This is a genomic window from Pseudomonas sp. ES3-33 (genome assembly GCF_000952175.1).
GTDB classification, from domain to species: Bacteria; Pseudomonadota; Gammaproteobacteria; order Pseudomonadales; family Pseudomonadaceae; genus Aquipseudomonas; species Aquipseudomonas gregormendelii.
Window position 1 is genome coordinate 61,218 of the sequence record NZ_JZRI01000079.1, and the last position, 9,334, is coordinate 70,551.

Annotated in this window: 11 protein-coding genes; 10 read left to right on the plus strand and 1 reads right to left on the minus strand. The window is 59.1% G+C overall.

Features of this window, described 5'->3' with window-relative positions; all coding sequences use genetic code 11:
• Nucleotides 1-40 precede the first annotated feature (40 nt).
• Both ftsB and ispD read left to right on the plus strand, forming a co-directional pair.
• On the plus strand, nt 41-319 hold the full coding sequence (ftsB, locus tag UB23_RS15265) for a cell division protein FtsB (protein WP_008028992.1): 279 nt from the start codon (nt 41-43) through the stop codon (nt 317-319).
• Complete coding sequence (gene ispD, locus UB23_RS15270) at nt 316-1,026, plus strand: 2-C-methyl-D-erythritol 4-phosphate cytidylyltransferase (protein WP_045060143.1); 711 nt, start codon at nt 316-318, stop codon at nt 1,024-1,026. The genes ftsB and ispD overlap by 4 nt, the downstream gene beginning before the upstream one ends.
• A gap of 11 nt (nt 1,027-1,037) precedes the next feature.
• On the opposite strand, the gene UB23_RS15275 is transcribed toward ispD, so the two are convergent.
• The gene (locus UB23_RS15275) at nt 1,038-1,934 is read right to left on the minus strand and encodes a LysR substrate-binding domain-containing protein (protein ID WP_045060144.1); all 897 of its coding nucleotides are present in this window, start codon (nt 1,932-1,934) and stop codon (nt 1,038-1,040) included.
• Nucleotides 1,935-2,043: 109 nt separating this feature from the next.
• Between UB23_RS15275 and UB23_RS15280 the strand changes: the two genes are divergently transcribed.
• The 8 genes from UB23_RS15280 to rpoS all read left to right on the plus strand — a co-directional run bounded on the left by UB23_RS15280 (nt 2,044) and on the right by rpoS (nt 9,177).
• A complete protein-coding gene (locus UB23_RS15280) occupies nt 2,044-3,156 on the plus strand; it encodes an S-(hydroxymethyl)glutathione dehydrogenase/class III alcohol dehydrogenase (protein ID WP_045060145.1) in 1,113 nt (370 codons plus the stop codon).
• A gap of 8 nt (nt 3,157-3,164) precedes the next feature.
• Complete coding sequence (gene fghA / locus UB23_RS15285) at nt 3,165-4,010, plus strand: S-formylglutathione hydrolase (RefSeq protein WP_045060146.1); 846 nt, start codon at nt 3,165-3,167, stop codon at nt 4,008-4,010.
• A gap of 54 nt (nt 4,011-4,064) precedes the next feature.
• Nucleotides 4,065-4,538 carry a 2-C-methyl-D-erythritol 2,4-cyclodiphosphate synthase gene (ispF, locus tag UB23_RS15290; RefSeq protein ID WP_045060147.1) on the plus strand — a complete coding sequence of 158 codons (474 nt, stop codon included), beginning with the start codon at nt 4,065-4,067 and terminating at the stop codon, nt 4,536-4,538.
• A complete protein-coding gene (gene truD / locus UB23_RS15295; protein ID WP_045060148.1) occupies nt 4,535-5,593 on the plus strand; it encodes a tRNA pseudouridine(13) synthase TruD in 1,059 nt (352 codons plus the stop codon). Before ispF ends, truD begins: the two co-directional genes overlap by 4 nt.
• Nucleotides 5,581-6,330 (plus strand): 5'/3'-nucleotidase SurE, encoded by a 750-nt coding sequence (gene surE, locus UB23_RS15300; RefSeq protein WP_045060149.1) that lies wholly within the window; start codon nt 5,581-5,583, stop codon nt 6,328-6,330. The genes truD and surE overlap by 13 nt, the downstream gene beginning before the upstream one ends.
• Before the next feature lie 41 nt (nt 6,331-6,371).
• Entirely contained in the window at nt 6,372-7,007 is a 636-nt protein-coding gene (locus UB23_RS15305) for a protein-L-isoaspartate(D-aspartate) O-methyltransferase (RefSeq protein ID WP_177328563.1), read from the plus strand.
• 199 nt (nt 7,008-7,206) lie between these two features.
• Nucleotides 7,207-8,064, plus strand: coding sequence for a peptidoglycan DD-metalloendopeptidase family protein (locus UB23_RS15310; RefSeq protein WP_045060151.1), 858 nt, complete (start codon nt 7,207-7,209; stop codon nt 8,062-8,064).
• A 105-nt stretch (nt 8,065-8,169) separates the two neighbouring features.
• A complete protein-coding gene (rpoS, locus tag UB23_RS15315) occupies nt 8,170-9,177 on the plus strand; it encodes an RNA polymerase sigma factor RpoS (RefSeq protein ID WP_045060152.1) in 1,008 nt (335 codons plus the stop codon).
• The last annotated feature ends 157 nt before the right edge of the window (nt 9,178-9,334 follow it).

Sequence of the window (9,334 nt, forward strand, 5' to 3'; positions counted from 1 at the left end):
TTTGGCATGGCTGCCTTTTTCACTGGAAACCCGATATTCGATGCGCAGTCCCAATTGGTTGTTTCTCGTCTTGCTCCTGTTGCTGGCTGGCCTGCAGTACCGCCTTTGGGTGGGTAATGGCAGCCTGGCGCAAGTGGCCGAGCTGACTCAGCAGATCGCCGATCAGCACGCTGAGAACGAAGGCTTGCTGGAACGCAATCGGGTCATGGACGCAGAAGTCAGTGAGTTGAAAAAAGGCATGGAGACCGTTGAAGAGCGGGCTCGCCATGAGTTGGGCATGGTCAAGGACGGTGAAACCCTTTACCAGTTGGCTCAATGAATTCCTCGGTACCGGCCTTCTGGGCCGTGATTCCTGCCGCGGGCGTCGGTGCCCGTATGGCCGCGGACCGTCCCAAGCAATACTTGCAACTGGGCGGGCGCACTATTCTTGAACACAGCCTTGGCTGTTTCCTTGACCATCCTGGCCTTAAGGGGTTGGTGGTCAGTCTTGCTGTTGATGATCCCTTTTGGCCCAACCTTGAATGCGCGAGCGATGCGCGCATTCAGCGAGTCGAGGGCGGTGCCGAACGTTCTGGCTCAGTGTTGAATGCCTTGTTGCATTTGCATGCGCTGGGTGCGAACGAGGAAGATTGGGTGCTGGTCCACGATGCTGCGCGGCCCAACCTGAGCCGCGACGACCTCGACAAGCTGCTAGGCGAACTGGCGGATGATCCGGTAGGTGGTCTGCTGGCGGTCCCGGCGCGCGATACGTTGAAACGGGTCGACAAGCAGGGGCGTGTGGTTGAAACCGTAGATCGCAGTGTGATCTGGCAGGCGTATACGCCGCAGATGTTTCGCCTGGGTGCACTGCATCGTGCGCTGGCTGACAGCCTGGTGGCCGATGCGGTTATCACTGACGAAGCGTCGGCGATGGAGTGGGCGGGGTTAGCGCCGCGTCTGATTGAAGGTCGCTCCGACAACCTAAAGGTTACGCGCCCCGAAGATTTGGAATGGTTGCGTCAGCGTTGGGCTCACCGGCGCTTTTGATCTTCAAGCCCTCAAACCCGATACTCCGGCCGCTTGGCCAAGCCCTCCTTCAGATAGTCCACCAGCTTGCGCACCTTCGGCGACAGATGCCGCTGCTGCGGGTACAGCGCCCACACCGCCGTGTTCGGCGGCTGATGCGCATCCAGCAGGGAAATCAGCTCGCCGTTTTTCAAATGCTCCAGCACGTAATAATCCGGCAGCTGACACAACCCGACCCCCTGTAACGCCGCGTCCAGCACCGCTTGCCCACTGTTGCAGCGCCAGTTGCCCTGCACCCGCTGAGCAAACTCCCGTCCGTTCTGCTCCAGTTGCCACAGGTCGGAACTGCCGATCAGGCAATTATGCCGGCTTAATTCAGACAGGCTGTGTGGGCGACCGTAGCGTTCCACGTAGGACGGGGAGGCGCACAGGTACATGCGCCGTGGCGCCAGGCGTGCCGCGACCAGCCGCGAATCCTGTAGACGGCCAAGACGAATGGCCAGGTCGAGGCCTTCATGCACCAAATCGAGTTGGCGGTTGCTCAGTTCGATATCAATGCGCAGTTGCGGGTAGAGCGCCATGAATCGTGTCACCAGTGGCACGATAAACCGTTCGCCGTAGGCCACCGCGCACGTCATGCGCAGCATGCCCTTGGGTTCGCTGGTCAGGTCGCCGACTGCACGCAGTGCTTCTTCGCGCCCATCCTGCAGGCGCTGGCAATGTTGCAGGAATGTCTGCCCGGCTTCAGTCAACGTTACCCGCCGGGTGCTGCGGTATAGCAGGCGGGTCTGCAGACGCTCTTCGAGGCGAACGATTTGTCGGCTGACGTGCGACGAAGAAACGCCAAGGCGTTCCGCGGCCGCTGTGAACTGACTGCATTCCGCTACGGCCACAAACTCGTCAATGCCTTCCCAGCGATTTTCGGACATGTGTGATTATCCCTGTGCAGCAATAATGTTTTGCTTTTGTCCTGATTATTCACCGTAAGTCGATGTATTACACTCCTTGTCTCGTTTATTCACTGGAGTATCTATCCCCATGATCAAGTCACGCGCCGCCGTTGCCTTCGAGGCCAGGAAACCTCTTGAGATCGTTGAAGTCGACGTCGCCATGCCCAAGGCCGGTGAAGTCCTGCTGCGCGTAGTGGCCTCCGGGGTTTGTCATACCGATGCCTACACGCTGTCCGGTGCAGACCCGGAAGGCATCTTTCCATCGATCCTGGGACACGAAGGTGGCGCAGTAGTTGAAGCCATCGGCGAAGGCGTGACGTCGGTCGCTGTCGGCGATCATGTGATTCCGCTGTATACCCCGGAATGCCGCCAGTGCAAGTTCTGCCTGTCGGGCAAGACCAACCTGTGCCAGGCCATTCGCGCCACCCAGGGCAAAGGCCTGATGCCTGACGGCACCACGCGCTTTTCCTACAAGGGGCAGGAAATTTTCCACTACATGGGGACTTCGACTTTTTCCGAGTACACCGTGCTGCCGGAAATCTCCGTCGCCAAGATCGCCAAGGAAGCACCTCTGGAGAAAGTCTGCCTGCTGGGTTGCGGGGTCACCACCGGCATTGGTGCCGTGCTCAACACCGCCAAGGTAAAACCAGGTGATACCGTGGCTATCTTCGGCCTCGGCGGGATCGGTCTGTCTGCGATCATCGGTGCGGTCAAAGCCAAGGCCGGCCGGATCATTGCCATCGATATCAACCCGGCCAAGTTTGAAATCGCCAAGCAGCTGGGCGCCACCGACTGCGTCAATCCGAAAGACTTTGACCGTCCGATCCAGGAAGTCATCGTCGACATGACCGATGGAGGCGTCGACTTTTCCTTCGAATGCATCGGCAACGTGCAACTGATGCGCGCCGCGCTTGAGTGCTGCCACAAGGGCTGGGGCGAGTCGGTGATCATCGGCGTCGCCGGTGCAGGCCAGGAAATCGCCACCCGTCCATTCCAGCTGGTGACCGGTCGAGTCTGGCGCGGGTCGGCGTTCGGTGGGGTGCGTGGTCGTACCGAGTTGCCAAGCTACGTCGAAATGGCTGAAACCGGTGAAATCCCGCTGGATACTTTCATCACCCACACCATGGGCCTGGAAGATATCAACAAGGCTTTCGACCTGATGCACGAAGGCAAGAGCATCCGTAGCGTCATCCATTTCTGAGGTGGCTCATGAGCCTGGAAAATATCTCCTGCCAGAAAAGCTTCGGCGGCTGGCACAAACGCTACCGGCATCGTTCCGATGAGCTCGGATGCGACATGGTGTTCGCCGTGTACCTGCCGCCGCAAGCGGAGCAGGGCGGCAAGCTGCCCGTGCTGTACTGGCTGTCCGGCCTGACCTGCACCGATGAGAACTTCATGCAAAAGGCCGGTGCCATGCGCATGGCCGCGGAACTGGGGTTGATCATCGTCGCCCCGGACACCAGCCCTCGCGGTCCCGATGTGCCGGCCGATCCGGACGGCGCCTGGGATTTTGGCCTGGGTGCGGGTTTTTATCTGAATGCTACCCAGGCACCCTGGTCACGGCATTACCGGATGCATGACTATGTGGTGAAGGAACTGCCGGCGTTGGTCGAGGCGCATTTCCCGGCGTCGGACAAACGCGGCATCAGCGGTCACTCCATGGGCGGCCACGGTGCGCTGGTTTGCGCGTTGCGCAACCCGGGCCGCTATCAATCGGTGTCGGCGTTTTCACCGATCAACAATCCGATGGATTGTGCATGGGGCCAAAAAGCCTTCTCCCGTTACCTGGGAGAGGATCGGTCAAAGTGGCGCGAGTGGGATGCCTGTGCACTGATTGCCGAGGCTGACGAAAAGCTGCCACTGCTGGTTGACCAAGGTAATCGCGACGACTTCCTCGCCACCCAACTCAAGCCTGAAGCCCTGCAGCAGGCGGCCAAACTGGCTGGTCATCCGCTGACGTTGCGTTTGCAACCGGGCTACGACCACAGCTATTTCTTCATCGCCAGTTTCATTGACGACCACTTGCAGCATCACGGGCGTGCTCTAAACGCCTAATATCCTGCAAAGCAGGTAGAATCACGCCCTGACAAAATTCGGGGCGTTTTTTTTATGCGTATTGGCCACGGCTATGATGTGCACCGTTTCGCTGAAGGCGATTTCATTACTCTGGGCGGCGTGCGTATTGCACACGGCTTCGGGCTGCTCGCTCACTCCGACGGTGACGTCCTGCTGCACGCCTTGAGCGATGCCTTGCTTGGCGCTGCTGCGCTGGGCGATATCGGCAAGCACTTTCCCGACACTGACCCTACATTCAAGGGCGCGGACAGCCGTGTGCTGTTGCGTCACGTCGTCGGCCTGATCCACGCCAAGGGGTGGAAAGTCGGCAACGTCGACAACACCATCGTTGCCCAGGCACCGAAAATGGCCCCGCATATCGAATCGATGCGCGCGCTTATCGCCGCCGATCTTCAAGTTGAGCCGGACCAGGTGAACGTAAAAGCCACCACTACCGAAAAGCTGGGCTTTGTCGGACGCGAAGAGGGTATCGCCGTGCATTCCGTTGCCTTGTTGTTGCGCGCATGAACGAACTGCAACTGCTTGGCCCGCGGGCCTATGGTGAGGCGCTTGGCACTGCGGTACTCAAAGCCACTGCCGAAGATTTTCAGGTCGATGAAGTGCTCGACATCCCCCTCAGTGGCGAGGGTGAACATTTATGGATCTGGGTCGAGAAGCGCGGCCTGAACACCGAGGAAGCGGCACGGCGAATCGCCAAGGCTGCGGGCGTTTCGTTACGCACCGTCAGTTACGCGGGGCTCAAGGACCGTCAGGCGCTGACTCGCCAATGGTTCAGCGTGCAATTGCCGGGCAAGGCCGATCCCGACTTGTCGGCAGCCGAAAACGACACGTTGAAAATCCTCAAGACCGGTCGCCACAAACGCAAGCTGCAACGCGGTGCTCATTCGGCCAATGGCTTCACCTTGCGCCTGACCCAGTTCGCTGGCGACAAGGCGGCGATCGAACAGCGGCTGCAGTTGATCGGCAAACAAGGTGTCCCCAATTATTTTGGTACCCAGCGTTTCGGCTTCGACGGCGGCAACGTGGTCGATGCCCGTGCCTGGGCTGCGCGCAAGGCTTTGCCGGAGCAGCGCAACGTGCGCTCGCGCCTGCTCTCAACCGCCCGCAGTTTCCTGTTCAACCAGGTATTGGCGGCGCGAGTGGCCGACGGCACCTGGCAGCGTGCCCAGGTCGGCGACCTGCTGGCTTTCACTGACAGCCGCAGCTTCTTTCCGGCTGGCGAAGCTGAATGCAGCGACCCGCGCCTGGCGATTCTTGACCTGCATCCCACAGGTCCGCAGTGGGGTGAAGGTGACTCACCGGCCGCTGGGGTTGTCCATGAACTGGAGCAGGCAATCGCCACTCGCGAAGCAGACTTGCGCGATTGGCTGGTTAACGCCGGAATGAGCCACGAACGTCGCATCCTGCGACTGCCCATTGGTGGGTTGACGTGGCATTATCCCGAGCCTGACATTCTGCAACTGGAATTCGTCCTGCCGGCTGGATGCTTCGCCACTGTATTGGTGCGCGAACTTGTCGATCTGGTGCCGGTGGGGCAGACGGACAGCCCATGCGTATTCTGATTTCTAACGACGATGGGGTAACTGCGCCCGGACTCGCCGCGCTTTATGCTGCGCTGGCCGATTACACCGAGTGCGTGGTTATCGCCCCCGACCAGGACAAAAGCGGCGCCAGCAGCTCGCTGACGCTCGACCGTCCGTTGCACCCGCAAACCCTGGCCAATGGTTTTATCAGCCTCAACGGCACGCCTACCGATTGCGTGCACCTGGGCCTCAACGGCCTGCTGGAGCGCCAGCCGGACATGGTGGTTTCGGGGATCAACCTGGGCGCCAATCTTGGGGACGACGTGCTGTATTCCGGAACGGTTGCTGCGGCTCTCGAAGGACGTTTCCTGGAGCGTCCTTCCTTCGCGTTCTCCCTGGTCTCACGGCAGACGGAGAACCTTGCCACAGCGGCTTACTTTGCGCGCAAACTGGTAGAAGCCCACGCTGACCTCGACCTGCCCCCGCGCACGGTGCTGAACGTGAACATTCCGAATTTGCCCCTGGATCACATTCGCGGCATTCAGCTGACCCGCCTCGGCCATCGCGCCCGGGCTGCGGCACCGCTGAAAGTGGTCGACCCGCGTGGCAAGTCCGGTTACTGGATTGCAGCTGCCGGGGACGCCGAAGACGGTGGCCCGGGTACGGATTTCCACGCAGTGGTGCAAGGCTATGTGTCGATCACTCCACTGCAACTGGACCGAACCTTCAATGACGCCTTCAGAAATCTTGATGGCTGGCTGGAGGGCCTGCGCTAATGGCTCGTGAGCACGACGACATTCTGCGGCGCGGCATCGGCATGACTTCCCAGCGTACCCGCGAGCGCCTGATCCAGCGTCTGTATGACGAGGGCCTCTCCAACGCCAAGGTGCTGGAGGTGATTCGCCGTACACCGCGTCATCTGTTTGTCGATGAAGCACTGGCACACCGCGCTTATGAAGACACGGCGTTGCCGATCGGCCATAACCAGACCATCTCCCAGCCTTACATGGTCGCGCGCATGAGCGAGCTTCTGCTGGAAGCGGGGCCGCTGGACAAGGTCCTCGAGATTGGCACGGGTTCGGGTTATCAGACGGCGGTGCTGGCGCAGCTGGTCGAGCGAGTGTTCTCGGTGGAACGCATCAAGGTCCTGCAGGACCGGGCCAAGGAGCGCCTGGTCGAATTGAACCTGCGCAACGTGGTGTTTCGCTGGGGGGACGGCTGGGAAGGCTGGCCGGCGCTGGCGCCCTACAACGGAATAATTGTCACGGCGGTCGCGACAGATGTACCCCAGGCGTTGCTCGACCAGTTGGCGCCGGGTGGACGCCTGGTGATCCCGGTCGGCTCGGGGGAGGTCCAGCAATTGATGCTGATCGTCCGCGAAGAACAGGGTTTTTCCAGGCATGTACTGGGTGCTGTCCGGTTCGTGCCGTTGTTGAACGGGCCGCTGGCCTGAGCATTTGTTTAAACGCGCTGAATTCTATTCGATTGCTCATGTCTTACAGCGGCAACATCGGGTTAAACAGATTCATCGTCAGTGAGCAAACGTGTGCGGTAGTTCACTAAGGTAAAGCCGGCACGGCCCGTTATACTTGCGTCATTTCCTGCCGATACTTGGCAATTCAAATTTTCAGCCACCACAAAGGGAGCGGCGGGTGAGTCTCAAAGTCATTGCGCAGCGAATCGGTATCACGAGCTTTCAGCGCCTGGTGACTGGCCTTGTCTTGAGCACCTTGCTGGTCGGATGCTCCAGCAACAAATCGAGCGACGTACGCGTCGTCGATCGCAACAACGGCGTGGCTCAACGGCCGGCAGTAACGACGGGCCAGTACGTCGTGCGACCCAAGGACACCCTGTTCTCCATCGCCTTCCGCTACGGCTGGGACTACAAGGCCCTGGCTGCGCGCAACAACATTCCGGCGCCATACACCATCCATCCGGGTCAGACGATTCGCTTCGATGGGCGCACCGGTTCAACGGCTTCAACAGTTTCCAGTTCTTCGAATTCAACGCCTTCATCGTCGAGTAAAACGACGGTTTTCAAGCGTCCGGTAAATGGCTCTGGGCCAACGACTGCAGTGGTTGTACCGTCCGTCGCGAACAAGCCGGCAGCCGCTCCACTGCCTCCGGCAGGCCCAGCCCCGACCGGCTGGGGATGGCCATCTAATGGCATTCTTATTGGAAAATTCTCTTCAAACGGGAGTTTGAATAAAGGAATTGATATCGCCGGAGATTTGGGACAGCCTGTTTTAGCTGCGTCTGATGGGACGGTGGTATACGCCGGGAGTGGCTTAAGGGGCTACGGCGAATTAGTCATCATCAAACACAGCGATACCTACGTCAGTGCCTACGGACATAACCGCAGGCTGTTGGTTCGGGAGGGGCAGCAGGTCAAGGTCGGACAGACAATTGCCGAAATGGGGTCAACGGGTACAGACCGGGTGAAATTGCATTTTGAGATTCGCCGCCAAGGTAAACCTGTAGATCCGCTGCAGTTCCTGCCACGTCGTTGATTTGTTACCAGCCTGTTCCGTCACGTAGAGGGAACAGGCTCCAGCGTTGCCAAGGATAAAGGCGTCGCTTGAGCTTGAGGTCGAACTCACCAAAGGACTATAACAATGGCTCTCAGTAAAGAAGTGCCGGAGTTTGACATCGACGATGAGGTTCTCCTGATGGAGACCGACGTCGTTGCGGATGCGATGTCGAATGATGAAGGGGCAGCTACACCTTCCGTTCGGACAAAATCCAAACACTCCACGTCGTTGAAGCAACACAAGTACATTGACTACACGCGTGCACTCGATGCCACGCAGCTGTACCTCAATGAAATCGGCTTTTCCCCTCTGTTATCCCCCGAAGAAGAAGTTCATTTTGCGCGATTGTCGCAAAGTGGGGATCCGGCTGGGCGCAAGCGCATGATTGAGAGCAACTTGCGGCTGGTGGTGAAAATCGCCCGACGCTACGTCAATCGTGGCTTGTCACTGCTGGACCTGATCGAAGAGGGCAACCTCGGACTCATTCGGGCGGTAGAGAAGTTCGACCCTGAACGCGGCTTCCGCTTTTCGACCTACGCCACCTGGTGGATTCGTCAGACCATCGAACGCGCGATAATGAACCAGACCCGGACCATCCGGTTGCCGATTCATGTGGTCAAGGAGCTGAATGTTTACTTGCGGGCAGCCCGGGAACTGACGCAAAAACTTGATCATGAACCTTCACCCGAAGAAATCGCCAACCTGCTGGAAAAACCGGTGGGCGAGGTCAAGCGCATGCTGGGCTTGAACGAGCGGGTTTCTTCGGTCGACGTCTCGCTGGGTCCGGATTCGGATAAAACCTTGCTGGACACGCTTACCGATGACCGTCCGACCGATCCCTGTGAACTGCTGCAGGACGACGACCTTTCCCAGAGCATTGATCAGTGGCTGTCCGAGCTGACCGACAAGCAACGCGAGGTGGTGATTCGCCGCTTCGGCCTGCGCGGTCACGAGAGCAGCACGCTGGAAGATGTGGGCCTGGAAATTGGCCTCACCCGTGAGCGGGTCAGGCAGATACAGGTTGAAGGTCTCAAGCGTCTTCGGGAGATCCTGGAGAAGAACGGCTTGTCGAGCGAGTCGCTGTTTCAATAAGCGCAATGCAGGCAGGCAGCGAAAAGCCCCGACTGGTTCGGGGTTTTTTGTTGGCTGGGATTTGAATCGGCGGGAGGCTCGGTTTTGCAGTCAGCTGGCGTAAGTCTTTGCTTACTCTGTTGTAAGTGTTCGTTATTTTTACAGGTAGACAGTTGGG